Below are 16,325 nucleotides of genomic sequence, written 5' to 3'. Positions count from 1 at the left end.
CTGCAGCTCCTCTACCAGGGCAAGTCCCCCACGGCGACCGGCCCCTACGACCGACTGCCCTGGCGGCCGGGCGTCCTCACCCTGCAGCGCTGACCTGCCGAATCCCGCGGTCGCGTACTTCCGGAGTGCTCACAGCGCTGTACGGCCACTGGTTCACCATGATGGCCGGGCGCCAGGGCAGGTCGTCCGCTCCCGGTCGTCGCCCGGCCGGACTACGGCAGAGGGCCGCCGGGTGCGGAGGTTCGGTGTACGCCGGGCCGCTCGAGCCGGTCAACTGGGCGGCGACGCAGACGGAACGGGTCACGGGTGAAGACGTCCCCGCCTCTTCGCCCCCTCCCCTCGTGTCGGCGTGTTCCGTCGCCCCCTCCCGGCGGGGGACACATCGCACCGATCCGTCAGTTCTCTGCCGGGGTGCCGCATTCAGGCCAGCGCCGCGGGCGGGACACCCCCCTGACAGGCGGCCTCACCACCCCGGACCGGATCGGGTTGGGCTACTTTCAGCCAATGTGAGAAGAAGCACTCCGGGGATCGTGGACTTGCCCTAGATTGACTGGTCTGTTCGAGCTGGGTTTCGGGGGGAACGGCATGGATCCGGTGACGGCCGTGGCAGCGGCAGGCGTGGCGCTCGTGGTCAAGGGAGCGCTGGAGAAAGCGGGGCAGGAGGCCGGCCGTTCGGGCTGGGCCGGTGGTGCCCGCCTGATGGAACGCATCCGCGCCCGGTTCCGGGGCAACACGGACGCCGAGAACGCCCTGGACCGGCTCACCGACACCCCGGACGACGAGAGCGCCCAGCAGGCCTTGGAGCGGCAGCTCGCCGCGCACATGCTGCTCGACCCGGACTTCGAGGCGGACATCCGCCGGTTCGTGGACGAGGCCGTCGCCGCCCAGGGCGGCTCCGGCGCCCAGATCAGCGCCGCACTCATCAAGAACGCCCAGGTGTTCAACGGCAAGATCGACGTGCAGGGGAACTGGACGACGTCGTAAGGCCAACGCCGTCGCCCCGGGGACCGGGAGTCCGTCGCACAGCGGTGCGTCCGGCGTCCCCCCATCGCGACGGGGCCGGGGGCACGCGCGAGCACGCCGGGTTCCGTCCTGTGCGCGACGGCCACCCGACCGACCGCACCGCTGATCCGAACGAAGAAACCGGAACCATGAGCGAGGACAGTCCCTCCGCGGGCCCCCGGTCCGCAGCCGCCGCGGCGGACCGCCCGGCCGATCCGCCGCGGCACAAGGACGGCGAACCCCCCAAGCGGGACGCGGGTACGGACCCGCCCGCGGCGGAGTCCGGCAAGGACGACCCGGCGCGGGGCGCCGAGCCCCCGCGCGGGGACGCCGAGGAACACGACGGCCCGGTCAGCGAGCAGGACGCGCTGCGCTCCCTGGCCGAGGGCAGCGGGCGTGACGACGCCGAGCGGTCCGAGGCGCAGCGCGCCGGGGCCATCGCGGACGAGATCGCCCGCCGGCTCAGCGCCGACGCCTCCGGTACCCGCATCGGCACCCTCGCGCTGTTCAACGCGGACGTGAGCTTCGGCGGCGGCTTCCACACCGGCGGCGCGCGCACCGGCGGACCCCGGCCGGGCGGTCTGTCCGTGCTCGTCATGGACGCGACCGACGTCGCCGACCACACCGAGCTGTTCGTCGCACCCGAGGGCTACGGCGAGGCACTGGACGCCCTGCGCGAGCAGCGGGTGCTGCTGCTCACCGCCCCGCCGGGCAGCGGCCGGGAAGCCACCGCCGTGAACCTGCTGGCCGAAGCGCTGGCCATGGACGGCGGCGGTGCCGGCTGCCACCGGCTGCTGAGACCCGCGGCCGTGCTGGAGGCGGGATGGGAACCGCCCGTGAAGAACTCCGGGTACCTCGCGGCGCTCGACGACGGGCCGGCCGGCGACGACGCGTTCGCCGCCGCCCTTCTCGGCGGGCACAGTCACGGCACGGCCCAGTGGGCCGCGGTCGTCGCGGCGCTGCGCGCCTGCGGCTGCTTCCTGGTCCTGACCGGCGGCCACGACCTGGACATGCTCGCCGCGGGACCGGGCGCCGACCAGGTCGCCCGGCACGCGCTCGCCCCGATCGACCCGCTGGCCGTCGTCGAACGGCGGGTGCTCGGCCACGGCGGCAGCCCGGACGCGTACGCCGATCTGCACCGGCTGCTGGACCGCACCGGTGCCACGACGGCACTGCGCGAGCAGCCCGCGGCCCGCAACGCCGCACGGCTCGCCTCCGTGATCCGCGCGGACGGCGACGTGACCGGCACGGTCGCTCAGCTGCGCGACCCGAGCGAACAGGTACGGGCCTGGTTCAACCGGTACCGCGCACCGGACGCGGTGGCCTTCGCACTGGCGGCGGCGGTGCTGGAGGAGTGCGGTTACCTGACCGTCGCGGACGCCGCGGTGAAGCTGCGCGCGGCCCTCGTCGAGCCCGAAGCGGCCCCGCCCGACCTCCGGTTCGGGGACCGGCTCGGCCACGAGCAGCAATGGATCCGGCTCGAGGTGCCCGGCGAGGGCGGCTTCACCCCGCCCCGCGTCCGGTTCCGCAACTCGCTGCTGGGACAGGCCATCCTGGCCTACGCCTGGAATCTGCTGGACGGGCGCCGCGAGGCCGTGCTCGCCTGGTTGCGCGGCCTGCTGACCCACCGTGACCTCGAGGTGCGGGCCCGTGCCGCGGTCGCGGCCGGTGTGCTGGCGCTGACCGATCCGTCGTACGCGGTGCACCGTTTCCTCACGAGCTGGGCGGCCAGCACCTCCTGGCCGCTGCGGCAGGCCGCCGCCACCGCCCTGGGCGTGGCGGGCAGCCGCCCGCAGACGGCGGAGGCCGTGTGGGAGCTGCTGCACCGGTGGGCGGGCGGCGACGCCTCCGCCCACCAGCGCCGCCTGGCCGGCACGGCGGCGAACGCGGTGGGCGGGCTGCTCGGCCGTGCGGCCCCGGACCGGGCCGTGGCCGTCCTGCGCACCGCACTGGACCGGGGGGACGACTGGGGCACCCTGCCGTCGGTGGCATGGGGCGGCGTCCACCTCATCCACCAGGGGCAGACCGCGGCGGTCCTGCAGGCCTATCTGGACTGGTCCGAACCGCAGGACGTGTCCCCCATGGTCGTCAAGTCGCTGTCGGCGTTCGTGTTCGCGGTGTCCCAGCCGTACGAGGAGCCGGTCATCGGCACCACCGGCGACCGCGGCCACGCGCGCGTGCCGGGCGTGCCCGTCCTGCTCGGCGAACTGCCCCGGCACCACGACCGGCTCGTCGAGCTGTGGGCGCGCGCCCTGGCCCGCCGGCCGGTGCAGGAGTCCGCGCTGGAAGCCCTGCACACGTGGATCGACGTCTACGCCGGCGAGTGCCCCGGTTCCCTCGACGCCATCGGCGCGCTGCTGGTCTCCGTCGCCCGCCGGCCCGGGCGGCACGGCGAGCGGCTCACCTGGTGGCTGGAGCGGTGGGCCCGCGACCGGGAGAAGCCTTCGGCGGGCGCCGCCCGCCTGCTCCGCACACTCGACCGCGCCCGGTGAGGCCCACCGCGCCGGCATCCCGCACACCGGAAGGAGAGGGGGACATGGAGGAACAGACCTACGACCCGGTCCTGAGCAGCGACGACGTGCCCAAGTGGCGGCTGGTGAACCCGCTGCGCCCGCCGGCTCCCGGCCGGGCCCTGGTCCTCGTCCGGGACAACGGCCCGTCACTGACGATCCGCAGCGGCGAGGAGATACCCTCGGCGCGGTTCGGGTCGTACCGCAGCGTGTTCACCGTCGACATGACCGAACACCGGCTGATCCTGGACATCCCGCTGCTCAGCCGCGACCCCACGTTCTCGTTCCGCAGCCGCGTGGACCTCGTGTGCCGGGTCGCCGATCCCGCGCAGGTGGTGGCGCGCGGCATCCGCGACATGAGCGGCGCGCTCTACGGCTATCTGCGCAAGCTGCTGCAGTCGGTCGCCCGGGACTACGACATCTCCGAGTTCCACCAGACCGAGATGGCGCTCAACGCGGCCCTGGCCGGGTTCAGCGGCGACGACGCGATCCGGCTGCGCAACATCCAGACGGAGCTGCTCGTCGACGCGGACGAGATCGCCACCAGCGGGCGCGAGTACCGGGACGTCGTACGCGAGACCCGGCTGGAGGGCATGCGCCGCCGACGGCACCTGGACATGATCCGCGACGAGGGCGTCGACGGGCTGATCGCCGGGATCATGGAGAAGGAGGGCCCGCGCGCCGCCCTCGCCTGGATCGAGAAGGGCGAGGCGGAGAAACGGGAGGTCCGGCGCGAGGTCATGCGCATGGTCCTGGAGCGCGGCGACGCGGACCGGGAGCCCTTCGAACAGGCCGAGCTGGAGCGCGCGGTGCTGGAGGAAGTGCTGCGGGACGGCGACGGCCTGTTCGACACGGCCACCCGGCGCGGACGGTTACGGGGCACCCTCGCCCACGCACTGGAGCCGGGCACCGGCGACCGCGACGGGGACCGGGGCGGGCGCGGCGGGGAGCGCGAACCGCTCAAGGGGGAGGTGCTGCGGGACCGCTTCGGCGACGAAGGCGGCCGGGGACCCGAGGGAACCCGCGCGCGGGAGGAGGGCACGTCCGGCTCGCGCCTGTCCGGCACCGGCAGCCGTCGCCCGCGCCCGGAGACACCCGCGGGGCCGCCTGAGGACGAGCCCCTGCCCGGTACGGCGGGCGGATGGGCGGCCGACGACTACGGCACGAGAGCCCATCCGGCCGGCGAACGCCACACCGACCGCCGTACGGCGACCGACCGCGCCGCGACGGCCGACCACCGCGACGAACGCCGCACGTACGGCGGTACGGCGGACCGCGGTACGGCACCCGAGCCGCGCGACGACCACCGCACCGACCGCGATGCGGCGGACCGTCCCGGCACCCGTGGCACCGGAGGCCCGGCAGGCGGCGGCCGGGACGGCACCCTCGTCGGCGACGGTGCGGCCGAGCGTCCTGCGGACGGCACCGCCCCCAGGGTGAGCCGGGTACGCGGGACCGCCAAGAGGCGGCGCCCGGACGCGTCCGACAGCAACGGGGAGCGCCGATGACCGGCCACCAGGAGTACACCGCGCGGCCCCCGGTGCCCGTCGGGGCGCCGGCGGAGCACCCCGCCGGTCCGCCCGGGCCGGGGGCACGGGTCGCCGCCCAGCCGCCGGTCTCGTCCGCGGGGGCGCCGGCCCCGTCCGTCGCCGGCCCGCCGGACGCCCCGCGGTCCAGGCCGGCCGGCCGTCCACGGATCTGGTGCGTGGACCGTGTGGGGCTGCTGGCGGTGTCCGTGTGGACCGAGCAGGTGCCGGGGCGCGGCGAGGACGCGGAGCCGTTCATCGCTCATCACGAGGCCGGTGACCAGGGCATGCTCGCGGTCTTCGACGGATCGGGCGGGGCCGGCGCCGCACCGGTGTGGCAGGCGTCCGACGGGGAGAGCCGTACCGGCGCCTGGGTGGGCGCGCGGGTGGCACGGCTGGCCACGGACCACTGGTTCCACGACGTCGCGGCGGAGGGCGAACCGGCGACGCCGGAAACCCTGCGCACCTACCTCCAGTTCTTCCTGCGCTACGCACCGCAGCGCCGCAGCAAGATCAGCGGCACCATGCGCCGCCAGCTGCCCACCACCCTCGCGGCCGTGCACTACCGCCTGGTGCGTGGCTCCAGCGAGCCGGAGCTGGAACTGCGGTCGCTGTGGGCCGGTGACTCACGCGCGTACGTGCTGCGCCCCGACGCGGGGCTGCAGGTGCTCACCCGCGACCACACCCGCGAGAGCGACGCGCTGGAACTGCTGCGCACGGATCCGCCGATGACCAATCTGGTGTGCGCGGACCGGGACTTCGAGATCGCCGGCCAGCGGCTGTTCCATCCGTTCCCGTGCGTGCTGGTGGCGGCGACCGACGGGTTCTTCGGCTATGTGCACACCCCGGCCGACTTCGAGAACCTGCTGCTGAGCACCCTGCACGACGCCGGGACGGTCGAGGAGTGGGCCGATCTCGTCCGCCGGGCCGTACAGGCCTGCACGGCGGACGACGCCTCCCTCGCCCTCGTGGCGCTCGGCTACCACGGCTTCCAGGATCTGCGCGAGCGGTTCACCACGCGTCTGGAGGAGCTGACCGAACGGTACGTCCGCACCCGGCCACGCGGCCTGGACCGGCTCGCTCCGGCCGGTGGCGGGGCGGGGCCCGACCCTGCGGCGGCGGAGGACCCCGCGGACCTGCCCGCCCGGGTCCGTGCCTGGCAGGACAGCACCTGGCACGCCTACCGCCCCGGTTACGAGACCCATCTGCCTCCGGCACTCGAGGAGCACGCATGAAGCAGGGCGATGTCATCGGGGGCTACCGCATCACCAGCGAGCCCACGAACGCCAACGGCGGCAAATGCATATGGGCGTTCGCCGAGAAAGGCGGTGTCCAGTACTTCGTCAAGCGGTTCCTGGAGCCCAAGCGGCCCCGTGACGACGCGGCGGACTCGCCGAGCGTGCGGATCCGGCGCCAGCTGGCCCGCGAGTTCGAGGAGCGGCATCGCACGATCATGGAGCGGCTGCGCCCGGACGCACGCGGCGGCGGAAACCTGGTGCTGGCCACCGACTTCTTCCACGAGGGCAGCACCTACTACAAGGTCACCGAGCGGATCGACACCACCAGCCTGGAGAAACCGCAGGCTCTGGAGCCCCGCAACAAGATGGTGCTGCTCAAGACGCTGGGCAACAGTCTGAAGCAGCTGCACGACATCGAGATCGTGCACGGCGACCTCAAACCGCTGAACGTCCTGGTGCAGAAGCGGGACGGCGCGGCGTTCCACACGGCGAAGCTGATCGACTTCGACGACTCGTACGTCTCGGGCAAGCCCCCGGAGCCCGACGACATCGCGGGCGACTCGGTCTACGGCGCCCCCGAGTGGCGCCGCTACATGCAGCGCGACGACTCGGTCGGCCCCCGGCACCTGACCTGCGCGGTGGACGTCTTCGCGCTCGGGCTGATGACCCATCTGTACCTGACGGGCGAACTGCCGCACCACGACGGCCGGTACGGCTCACCGGCCGACGCCGTCAACGCGGGCGAGTACCTCGACCTGGACACCCGGCTGTCGGACGACATGCTCGGTCTGCTGCGTGCCATGACCGCCCGCGCCCCGGGCAGCCGGCCGCGGATCGCGACCTTCCTCAAGACGCTGTCCGACCCGAAGGTGTGCACCCTGCAGCATCGCCGCCCCGGGGCCGCGAAGGGCAAGTCCGCGACCGGCACGCGCCCCGCGGCACCGGGATCCGCGAAGCCCTCCGCTCCGGCCGCGCGCACCAGCCGGATCAAGGCCAAGAACCTCACCTCGGCATCGGGTCCCGGTACCGGGACGCCCCCGCCGGAGCGGCCCCGCACACCCGCCGAGGCCGACAGACCCACGGCCCCGGCGGCTCCCGCGACGCCGGCACCGTCCCCACCGCCGGCGGCCCCGGCCCCCGACGCCCCGGCGGAACGCACCTCGCGCGTGCGCATCAACCTCGGCGACCGGCGCCCGCGCCCCGGCTCGTCCTGACCCCGGTCCTTCTGACCCCGGTTCCACCGGCGACCCGCACACCCGCCCGCACCACCCAGGAGACTCCGTATGAGCAACACCGAGCAGTACAAGGGGAATCTGCAGTACGCCGTCGACATCGTGCTGTGCGTCGACGCGACGGGCAGCATGTTCCCCGTCCTCGACAACGTGAAGTCGAGCGCGCTGCAGTTCCACGACCGGCTCAACGACGTGATGGCGAAGAAGGGCAAGGCGATCAGCCAGCTGCGGCTGAAGGTCATCGCCTTCCGTGACTTCGGCGACGACGCCTCGACCGCCATCCAGCAGACCGGGTTCCTCCACCTGCCCGAACAGGCCCGGGACTTCGAGGAGTTCGTGCGCGGCATCGACGCCTCCGGCGGCGGGGACATCCCCGAGTCGGGTCTGGAGGCGCTCGCGCTGGCCGTCAACTCGCCCTGGGAGCAGGGGCTCGACCGCAGGCGTCACGTCATCGTGATGTTCACCGACGCCCCGGCCCACCCGCTGGGCAGGCACGCCTCCGTGCAGTCGTACCCGGCGGGCATCCCGGGCAGCCTGGACGAGCTGTTCGAGCAGTGGGGCTACGCGCGCAGCCAGACCGCGGTGATGGAGCAGTCGGCGAAGCGGCTGGTGCTGTTCGCACCGGACCAGGCGCCGTGGTCCGACCCGATCGCCGAGGAGTGGGACCTCACGCTGCACTTCGCGTCCAAGGCCGGCCAGGGCCTCGAGGAGTTCGAGATGGACGAGATCATCGAGACGATCGCGAACAGCCTGTGAAGCTGGACTGGCCCGAGTTCGAGCTGGAGTGCGACCACACAGGCCGCCTGGTCTTCCACTGGCCCCGCTACGGCAAGGTCAGCTCGCACATACGCAGTTGCTCCCAGCTGCGGTTGCTGCCGCAGGGCTCGGACGGGCTGTCCCAGTGGGTCTTCCATCTGCGCTTCCCCGAGGGGCCGACGCCCGGACTCCTGGTGGTCCGGGTCGACGTCCCCGCGGACCTGCTGGAGGAGGCGGAGGGGTACACCGAGCAGCTTCGACGGCGGTTCGGCATCCCGGAGCACGCGGGCGACACCGCAGAGGAGCCCGAGCTGCAGCGGGTGCCGCTCGACGCCCCGCAGTGGCTGGCCGCGCCCGCGTCCGCCGCTTCGGAGGAGCTGTTCTCCGTGGTGACGGCCCGCGTCGGCGGCGACCTGGGCTGACCGCGCAGCCCGACGAACACGAGAAGGAAGGCAGCACGACGTGGCGGCATCGGCCAACTGGCGTTGCGTGGACTGCGACACGTTCAACACGCCTACGGAGGCGTCCTGCACGACCTGTGGCGGGACCCGGCGTGACACCGCGCCGCCTCCGCGCAGGTCCGAGCCGGGGCCGGGCGCGAAGCCGGGACCGAAGAAGCCGGGCTCGGGCGGCGGTGCCCGCCCTGCCGCCAAACGGCCCGGCGGCGCCGGGCGCCCGCCGGGCCCCTGGCGCTGCACCGAGTGCGACACGAACAACGCGCGTACGGACCTGTCGTGCATCGCGTGCGGCACGGCCTGGAAGGTCGCGGGGAAGAAGGTCGCGGGGAAGAGCACCCCGAAGCCGCCGTCGTCCGGGGACACAGCCGCCAGGAAACCCGCGCCCCGCACGACGCCGCCCAGGAAGACCACGCCCCGCAGCACGCCGTCGTCGTCGACGCCCCGGTCCACACCGCGCAGTACGCCCTCCTCGCCCTCTTCATCCACTTCGTCCTGGACCGCGCCGCGCGGCTCGTCCCCCTCGACGCCCCGGAGCACACCGCGGGCGTCCCGTCCGGGAACGTCCGCTCCGGCGGGCGGCCGGGGCGGCGCGGCGCCGGGCCCGTACCGGCCGCGCACCGAGGAAGGCGTCTTCTTCCCCTCGTCCCCCACCACCGGCTACCGGCCGGCCACACCGCATCCCCCACCCCCACGTCCGGCGCCGGTCCGCACCCCGCCCCCGAGAACGCGGTACACCCCGCCCGCCAGGAGAACCGGCACCGGCGGCTGTCTGAGCGGCTGCATCGGGGTCTTCGTCGTGCTCTTCCTGCTCGGTCTGGCGGCCCGGGGCTGCGACGGCTCGAAGGGGGCCGCCGACGACGGGACGGGCACCAGCACAGCGGCGGCCTGCCCCGACCGGATCGCCACCGAGCTGCCCGCCGGCGACGGCGCCGAGCTGGTCCAGGCGTTCCGTACGCGGAACAAGCAGATCACCCTGTGCCGTACGACCTCGGGCTCGCTGTACTACTACGGCGAGTTCAGCGACGGCCGGGAGCAGGGGATCGCCATGAAGGCGAAGACGACCAGCGAGGGCTACGAGGCCAACAACGGCCCGTACCGCTACGTCATCCACGGCGGAGTCGTGACGGTGTACCAGTCCGGCCGCCGGATCGGCGAGGAAGAGCTGACTCCGGAGCCGTCCCCGTCCTGACTCACGCGTCGCCGTAGGCCTCCCCGCCCAGTTCGAACCCCGCGGTGCCCGCCGTCGCATCGGCGAGCCATGCGCGGAAGGCGTCCACGTCGGCGTCCGGCAGGCCGATCTCGATGGTGACGGCCTCGCCGTAACGGACGTCCCGCACCTCGCGTCCGGTGGCGCGCAGGTCGTTCTGCACCTTGCCCGCGCGCTGGTGGTCGACGGACACCGTGGCCAGCCGGAAGCGGCGCCGGGTGAGCGTGCCGAGCGTGTCGAGGGCCTCGCCCACGGCGCCGCCGTAGGCGCGGATGAGCCCGCCGGCGCCGAGCTTGACCCCTCCGTAGTAGCGGGTGACGACCGCGACGACGTAGCGCATCTCACGGCGCAACAGCATCTGGAGCATGGGGACGCCGGCGGTGCCGCCCGGTTCGCCGTCGTCGCTGGCCTTCTGCACGGAGGCGTCGGCACCGATGACGTAGGCCCAGCAGTTGTGGGTGGCGTCGGCGTGCTCCTTGCGCACGGAGGCGATGAAGTCCTGCGCCTCCTGCTCGGTGGCGGCCGGGGCGAGGGCGCACAGGAAGCGGGAGCGGTTGATCTCGGTCTCGTGCACGCCCGCGCGGGCGACTGTGCGGTACTCGTCCTGCATCCCGTCAGCGTATGCGCTCCGCCGGGGGCGCCGGGCCGCAGGGCCGCTCCCTGCCGTCGTTCGTCCGCGGCGACGTCGCGGCCGGTCGCGCCCGCGCGGCGGAGCCGCGTACCGATACAGCCCCGCCTCCCTTGGGGGCGGGCGCTAGGGGGTTTCGTTTGGATCAGGTCGGATGAGGCCGCGGCGTCCGGTGCGGTGCATCGCAAGGCGGAGGGTCACCCGCGTACGGGGCGTACTCGGGTGACCCGACAACGCGGCGAGGCGCCGTGCCGGGCGTCGCGGACCCGGGCTGATCCAAACGAAACCCCCTAGCCTTTCCGTCCGCGTGGCACGGTGAACGACGTCAGGAGGGCCGCGCCCGGGGCGAGGGCGGTCCAGCCGCTGCCGTGCCAGTCGAGGACGGCGATCGCGGACGTCGGGAACTTGGTCCGCACCCGGTCCAGCGTGTCGTCGAGACCGTCACCGGCCAGTTCCAGGACCAGGTCCTCCAGCCCCGGATTGTGCCCGACGAGCAGCAGGGTCTCCACCTCGGGCGGCGCCTCGCGGACCACTTCCAGCAGGTCGGACACGCCGGCCGCGTACAGCCGCCGGTCGTAGCGCACCGGCGGCGGGGTGCCCCACTCGGCGGAGGCCAGCTCCCAGGTGCGCCGGGCGCGTACGGCCGGGGAGCACAGGGCGAGGTCGGGGAGGCAGTCGGCGTCGGCGAGGGCGCGTCCGGCGGCCGGGGCGTCGCGCAGGCCGCGCGGCGCGAGCGGCCTGCGGTGGTCCTCGACGCCCTCGGGCCAGGCCGACTTGGCGTGCCGCAGCACCACCAGCCGGCGCAGCGGGCCCGCGCCCGACCGCGCGATCACGCGAGGCTCCCGAGGTCGCGGGCGAGGTCGAGGGCGAGCAGGCGGTCGGCGTAGACGTACGTCTCGAAGCGGGCTCCGTCGGGCAGGTCCGGGGCGCTCTCCACGGAGCGCAGGACGTCCAGCACGCCGGGCAGGTCGAGGTCGTCCTCCCACGCGGAGCGCAACCGCGCCCGCACCTCGTCGGGCACCGGCCGCGACGGCTGCCGCGCCCACCCGGCCACGGCCCGCCGCCACCGGGCCAGCCACCCGGCGGCCTCGTCCAGCACCGCGGGATCCAGCCGGACGGTTGCGCCCCGCGGGACGGAGAGCAGCGCGAGCCGAAGGGCAGCGGGCTCGGCAAGCAGGTCCGCGAGCGCGGGGCGCGGAGCGGGGTGGGGCGTGCGGGCGGGAGCGGGGGCGGGGCCTTGGACCGACGCGGCGCCGGAAGGCGCCGGCGACGCCGCCGCTCCCCCACCGGGCGCGCCGGCCGGGTCCGGGTCCGGTGCGCGGCCGGCGGCCGGTTCCCCCTGCCACTCCACCGGTGCCACGAGCATCACCGGGCCGGCGCCGAGGACATCCGCACCCTGGGACGTCACGTGGATCGCCTGGGCCTCTCCGAGTCCCGACGCCAGGTCGCGGCCGTCCTCGAAGGGGCGGATGGCGAGGGTGGTGGCGGCCGTGCGGAGTTCCGCGTGGCGGTGGGGGGCGGTGAGGATCGTCCAGACGGGGGTGCCGGACAGTTCCAGGGCGCGAACCAGGAGGTCGGCGGTGAGCAGTACCCGCAGGGCGGTCGGGTCGAGGCCGGAGGCGTACGCCTCGATGCGGGTCAGGCCGCGGCGGGCGGGCGCGGCGGGGACGGGCTCACCGGTTCGGGCGTCGAGGATGTGCAGCACGGGGCGAGCGTAGGCGGGTGGGCGGCCGCGCGCAGGCACCTTGCGCCGATTCCGGACATGGTGGCGGCTACAGGACGGGAATCCGGACCCGCCGGGGTGCTGTTGCCCAGACGAACAGTTACCCATAGCAACCCAGGAGGCGGCCGTGTACGGCGACGAAGCCACGATCCGCAGGATTCTGACCGAGCTGGGCGACACCTGGGCGGTGGTCGGCCTGTCCGCCAACCGCAGCCGGGCCGCGTACGGGGTGGCGCAGGTGCTCCAGCGGTTCGGCAAGCGGATCGTGCCGGTGCACCCCATGGCCGAGACGGTACACGGCGAGCAGGGGTACGCCTCCCTCGCGGACGTCCCCTTCGACGTCGACGTGGTCGACGTCTTCGTCAACAGCGCGCTGGCCGGCCCGGTGGCCGCCGAGGCCGTGGCGAAGGGCGCCCGAGCGGTGTGGTTCCAGCTCGGCGTCGTGGACGAGACCGCCTACGCACGGACCCGGGCGGCCGGCCTGGACATGGTCATGGACCGTTGCCCGGCGATCGAAATTCCCCTTCTGCAGTAGCCTGCAGAAGCGAATCTCTCCTTCTACTCACAATTCGCCGCTGAATATTGACATTCGCACTAGGCCTCTGAGCTGTGACAAGGCCGTGACCGAGCGTGCGCCCAAGACACCTAAGATCCCAGGTCAAAATTTGGTTAACACTCTTTTGCTCGCTCGGAAAGTCTCCCTAGCCTGTGGCCTCCTTGCTCCTTAATCCTGCGTTTACGATCTGAGAGGCCACTTGACATGGCGAATGTCGACCAGGCTGCACCGGTAGCCACAAGCGACACCGGTGGTCTGCGCCGCGACGTCGGACTCATCGGTCTGATGTGGGCCTCGGTGGGCTCCATCATCGGCTCCGGTTGGCTCTTCGGTGCCGAGAAAGCTGTTGTGGCGGCCGGCCCCGCCGCGATCATCTCGTGGATGATCGGCACGGTGGCCATCGTGCTGCTCGCCCTCGTGCACGCCGAACTCGGCGGCATGTTCCCCGTGGCGGGCGGCACCGCGCGCTACCCGCACTACGCCTTCGGCGGCCTGGCCGGCATGTCGTTCGGCTGGTTCTCCTGGCTGCAGGCCGCGACGGTGGCGCCGATCGAGGTCGAGGCCATGATCGGCTATGCCAAGCACTGGCAGTTCGCCGACGGGCTGCAGAACGCCAACGGCACGCTCACGACCAGCGGCATCGCCGTCGCGGTGGTCCTCATGGCCGTGTTCGTCGCGGTCAACTTCCTCGGTGTCCGCATCCTCGCGCACACCAACAGCGCCGCCACCTGGTGGAAGATCGCGGTCCCGCTCGCGGCGATCTTCGTCATCGCCATCGGCAACTTCCACCCGGGCAACTTCACCTCCGAGGGCTTCGCCCCGTTCGGCGCCAAGGGCGTCCTCACCGCGATCAGCTCCAGCGGCATCATCTTCGCGCTGCTCGGCTTCGAGCAGGCGATCCAGCTGGCCGGCGAGAGCCGCAACCCGAAGCGTGACCTGCCGCGCGCGACGCTCGGTTCCGTGGCGATCGGCGCCACGATCTACCTGCTGCTCCAGGTCGTGTTCATCGCCGCCCTGCCGCACGCCTCCTTCGCCAAGGGCTGGGCGCACCTGGACTACGTCGGCATCAGCGGCCCCTGGGCGGGTCTGGCCACGCTGTGCGGCCTGGGCTGGCTGGCCTGGGTCCTGTACGCCGACGCGATCATCTCCCCCGGCGGCACCGGCCTGATCTACACCACCGCCACCTCCCGCATCTCCTACGGCCTCGCCAAGAACGGCTACGCGCCGAAGGTGTTCGCCAAGACGGACAAGCGCGGTGTGCCGTGGTTCGGCCTCGCGATGTCGTTCGTGACCGGCGTGATCTGCTTCCTGCCGTTCCCGAGCTGGCAGACGCTGGTCAGCTTCATCACCTCGGCGAGCGTGCTGATGTACGCGGGCGCCCCGCTGGCCTACGGCGTCTTCGCGGACCGGCTGCCGAACCACGAGCGTCCGTACAAGCTGCCCGCCGGCAAGATCATCTCGCCGCTGTCCTTCGTGGTCGCCAACCTGATCATCTTCTGGTCCGGCTGGGACACCCTGTGGCGCCTGGGCTGCGCGATCCTGCTCGGCTACCTGCTGCTCGGCTCCTACGCCGGCTACGCGATCCGCAAGGGCCTGCCGGACGCTCCCCGGCTGGACTTCAAGGCCGCGCAGTGGCTGCCGCCGTACCTGGCGGGCCTGGGCGTGATCTCCTACCTGAGCACGTTCGGCGGTACCGGTGACCTGCCGCTGTGGTGGGACCTGCTGGTCGTCGCCGCCTTCTCGCTCGTCATCTACTACTGGGCCAAGGCGACCGCCTCCAAGGCCGAGCAGATCGAGCGCGACATCGAGGACGTCGTCGTCACCGACGCCCCGGCTCACTGAGCCACCCCCTCCCAGGTGTCCCGTCAGCCAGCCGTGGCTGACGGGACACCGTCATAATGCGGGGATGATCTCCCCTTCCCCCCACCTCGGCTCCGCACCCGAGGAACGCCGTACGGTCGTCGTCCTGGGCGCCGGGCCCGCCGGGCTCACCGTCGGCGCCCTCCTGCGGGACGCCTCCGTCGACTGTGTCGTCCTGGAGACCGAGAGCAGGCAGTTCATCGAGACGCGGCCCCGGGCCGGTGTCCTCGAGGAGTGGGCGGTGCGCGAACTCGGCCGGCGCGGACTGGCCGGGCGGCTGCCCGAGCGGGCCGAGCTGCACAGCGCCTGCGAGTTCCGTTTCGGCGGCGAGCGGTACCCCTTCGCCTACGCCGACCTGACCGGCAGCCATCACCACGTCTACCCGCAGCCGTTGCTGGTGGCGGACCTCGTGCGGGAGTACGCCGACGTGCGCGGCGGCGACATCCGCTTCGGGGTGCGTGACGTACGACTGCACGACCTGGACGCGGACCGGCCGGCGGTGTCGTACCGGTGCCCTCGCACGGGTGAACGGCGGCTGCTGCGCTGTGACTTCGTCGCGGGCTGCGACGGGGCGCGCGGGGTGACGCGGGACGCGATACCCGAGGAGCGCAGGCGGATCGCCCGGCAGGACGACGGGATCGGCTGGCTGGCGCTGCTCGCGGAGGTACCGCCGTCGACGGACTGCGTCCTGTTCGGCGTCCACCCGCGCGGTTTCGCCGGGCAGATGCCCCGCAGCCCCGGGGTGACCCGGTTCTACCTCCAGTGCCCGCCCGGCGACGATCCCGGGAACTGGTCGCACGACAGGGTCTGGGCCGAACTGCGCGAGCGGCTCGGCGCGGCCGGCGCGCCCCCGCTCACCGAGGGCCGGCTGATCGAGAAACGGGTCCTGGACATGCACCACTACGTCGTCGAACCGCTCCGCCATGGGCGGCTGTTCCTGGCAGGGGACGCCGGTCACCTGGTCGCGCCCATCGCCGCGAAGGGCATGAACCTGGCCCTGCACGACGCCTTCCTGCTCGGCGACGCGCTCGCGGCACACATCACGAAGGGGGACGACAGCGGCCTGGAGGGGTACTCCGCGGCCTGCCTGCGCAGGGTGTGGGACTACCAGGAGTTCTCACAGTGGCTGTCGGACATCTACCACGGCGTCGCGTCGGGCGACCCGTTCCGCGCCGGCACCACGCTGGCCCGCCTGCGCCGGCTGTTCACCTCACCGGCCGCGGCGACGGCCTTCGCCGAGCAGTACCTGGGCACGGCAGCCGCCTACTGACTCCCGGTGCGCCCCTCGGCGAGGTGGTGGTCCGCCGTCTTCAGGGCCTCCTCCACCAGGCGGCGCAGGTGTCCGTGCGGGAGGGAGTAGACCACCCGGCGACCCTCCTTGCGGGTCTTCACCAGGCCCGCGAGCCGCAGCCTGGCCAGGTGCTGGCTGACGGCGGGACGGGCCGCGCCGCACGCCTCGGTGAGGGTCGTGACATCGGCCTCGCCGGCCGACAGGGCGTGCAGCAGGGTGAGGCGGGTGCGGTCGCCGAGCAGGGCCATCAGCTCGGCGGCGAGCGCGAACTGCTCCTCGCCCGGGCTGCGCGGGTGCGCATGGTGTGCAGATGACAGGTGCATGCGTGCGCTCATACG

The 16,325-nt window shown here is 73.3% G+C and carries 15 protein-coding genes; 11 read left to right on the top strand and 4 right to left on the bottom strand.

Features of this window, described 5'->3' with window-relative positions; genetic code table 11:
• Nucleotides 1–585: 585 nt before the first annotated feature.
• The 8 genes from ACWC94_RS32585 (at nucleotide 586) to ACWC94_RS32550 (ending at nucleotide 9,911) form a co-directional block, all read left to right on the top strand.
• Nucleotides 586–984, top strand: coding sequence for a hypothetical protein (locus ACWC94_RS32585; protein WP_450800887.1), 399 nt, complete (start codon nucleotides 586–588; stop codon nucleotides 982–984).
• A gap of 167 nt (nucleotides 985–1,151) precedes the next feature.
• Complete coding sequence (locus tag ACWC94_RS32580) at nucleotides 1,152–3,494, top strand: hypothetical protein (protein WP_450800886.1); 2,343 nt, start codon at nucleotides 1,152–1,154, stop codon at nucleotides 3,492–3,494.
• 44 nt (nucleotides 3,495–3,538) lie between these two features.
• The gene (locus ACWC94_RS32575) at nucleotides 3,539–5,020 is read left to right on the top strand and encodes a hypothetical protein (protein WP_450800885.1); all 1,482 of its coding nucleotides are present in this window, start codon (nucleotides 3,539–3,541) and stop codon (nucleotides 5,018–5,020) included.
• Nucleotides 5,017–6,273, top strand: a complete 1,257-nt coding sequence (locus tag ACWC94_RS32570; RefSeq protein ID WP_450800884.1) for a serine/threonine protein phosphatase — start codon at nucleotides 5,017–5,019, stop codon at nucleotides 6,271–6,273. Before ACWC94_RS32575 ends, ACWC94_RS32570 begins: the two co-directional genes overlap by 4 nt.
• Complete coding sequence (locus ACWC94_RS32565; RefSeq protein WP_450800883.1) at nucleotides 6,270–7,490, top strand: protein kinase domain-containing protein; 1,221 nt, start codon at nucleotides 6,270–6,272, stop codon at nucleotides 7,488–7,490. Before ACWC94_RS32570 ends, ACWC94_RS32565 begins: the two co-directional genes overlap by 4 nt.
• A gap of 69 nt (nucleotides 7,491–7,559) precedes the next feature.
• Entirely contained in the window at nucleotides 7,560–8,264 is a 705-nt protein-coding gene (locus tag ACWC94_RS32560) for a vWA domain-containing protein (protein ID WP_450800882.1), read from the top strand.
• On the top strand, nucleotides 8,261–8,686 hold the full coding sequence (locus ACWC94_RS32555) for a hypothetical protein (RefSeq protein ID WP_450800881.1): 426 nt from the start codon (nucleotides 8,261–8,263) through the stop codon (nucleotides 8,684–8,686). Before ACWC94_RS32560 ends, ACWC94_RS32555 begins: the two co-directional genes overlap by 4 nt.
• A gap of 832 nt (nucleotides 8,687–9,518) precedes the next feature.
• Complete coding sequence (locus ACWC94_RS32550) at nucleotides 9,519–9,911, top strand: hypothetical protein (protein WP_450800880.1); 393 nt, start codon at nucleotides 9,519–9,521, stop codon at nucleotides 9,909–9,911.
• 1 nt (nucleotide 9,912) lies between these two features.
• Here ACWC94_RS32550 and ACWC94_RS32545 read toward each other — a convergent pair whose 3' ends face one another.
• From ACWC94_RS32545 to ACWC94_RS32535, 3 genes are all read right to left on the bottom strand, one after another.
• On the bottom strand, nucleotides 9,913–10,539 hold the full coding sequence (locus ACWC94_RS32545; RefSeq protein WP_450800879.1) for a YigZ family protein: 627 nt from the start codon (nucleotides 10,537–10,539) through the stop codon (nucleotides 9,913–9,915).
• A 308-nt stretch (nucleotides 10,540–10,847) separates the two neighbouring features.
• Nucleotides 10,848–11,390 carry a SixA phosphatase family protein gene (locus ACWC94_RS32540; protein WP_450800877.1) on the bottom strand — a complete coding sequence of 181 codons (543 nt, stop codon included), beginning with the start codon at nucleotides 11,388–11,390 and terminating at the stop codon, nucleotides 10,848–10,850.
• A complete protein-coding gene (locus tag ACWC94_RS32535) occupies nucleotides 11,387–12,262 on the bottom strand; it encodes a hypothetical protein (protein WP_450800876.1) in 876 nt (291 codons plus the stop codon). Before ACWC94_RS32535 ends, ACWC94_RS32540 begins: the two co-directional genes overlap by 4 nt.
• A gap of 145 nt (nucleotides 12,263–12,407) precedes the next feature.
• On the opposite strand from ACWC94_RS32535, the gene ACWC94_RS32530 reads away from it, so the two are divergent.
• The 3 genes from ACWC94_RS32530 to ACWC94_RS32520 all read left to right on the top strand — a co-directional run bounded on the left by ACWC94_RS32530 (nucleotide 12,408) and on the right by ACWC94_RS32520 (nucleotide 15,966).
• Entirely contained in the window at nucleotides 12,408–12,815 is a 408-nt protein-coding gene (locus ACWC94_RS32530) for a CoA-binding protein (protein WP_450800875.1), read from the top strand.
• 225 nt (nucleotides 12,816–13,040) lie between these two features.
• Nucleotides 13,041–14,678, top strand: a complete 1,638-nt coding sequence (locus ACWC94_RS32525) for an APC family permease (RefSeq protein ID WP_450800874.1) — start codon at nucleotides 13,041–13,043, stop codon at nucleotides 14,676–14,678.
• Nucleotides 14,679–14,742: 64 nt separating this feature from the next.
• The gene (locus tag ACWC94_RS32520; protein WP_450800873.1) at nucleotides 14,743–15,966 is read left to right on the top strand and encodes a 4-hydroxybenzoate 3-monooxygenase; all 1,224 of its coding nucleotides are present in this window, start codon (nucleotides 14,743–14,745) and stop codon (nucleotides 15,964–15,966) included.
• Here ACWC94_RS32520 and ACWC94_RS32515 read toward each other — a convergent pair.
• On the bottom strand, nucleotides 15,960–16,322 hold the full coding sequence (locus ACWC94_RS32515; protein WP_450800872.1) for an ArsR/SmtB family transcription factor: 363 nt from the start codon (nucleotides 16,320–16,322) through the stop codon (nucleotides 15,960–15,962). The genes ACWC94_RS32520 and ACWC94_RS32515 overlap by 7 nt on opposite strands.
• Nucleotides 16,323–16,325 lie beyond the last annotated feature (3 nt).

The organism is Streptomyces sp. NPDC001135, from assembly GCF_053598395.1.
This window is presented reverse-complemented; position numbering and strand designations above follow the sequence as displayed.